Origin of the sequence: Microvirga pakistanensis (assembly GCF_004458765.1) — a bacterium.
GTDB lineage: Bacteria > Pseudomonadota > Alphaproteobacteria > Rhizobiales > Beijerinckiaceae > Microvirga > Microvirga pakistanensis.
Map to the genome: position 1 here is coordinate 1 of NZ_SPJX01000554.1, position 223 is coordinate 223.

General features: G+C 70.9%; 1 protein-coding gene. It reads right to left on the minus strand.

Annotated features, from left to right (window positions below; all coding sequences use genetic code 11):
• Positions 1-223: alpha/beta hydrolase-fold protein (locus tag E4K09_RS23770; protein ID WP_166802479.1), on the minus strand; the 223-nt coding region annotated here is incomplete at both ends.

The window sequence follows — 223 nt, forward strand, 5'->3', positions numbered from 1 at the left end:
CTCGCCCCACGGGCAGTTCATGGGTGAAGCGATCGGCGCCAACGCCGACACCGCCTTGAAGCGGCCGGGGTTGCGCAGCGCGATCGTCAGCGCCCCGTGCCCGCCCATGGAATGGCCCATGATCCCCTGCCGCTCCAGGTCGGCCGGCAGGTTCTCCGCAACCAGAGCCGGCAGCTCCTGCTCGAGATAGGAGCGCATGCGGTAGTGCCTGGCCCAGGGGGCC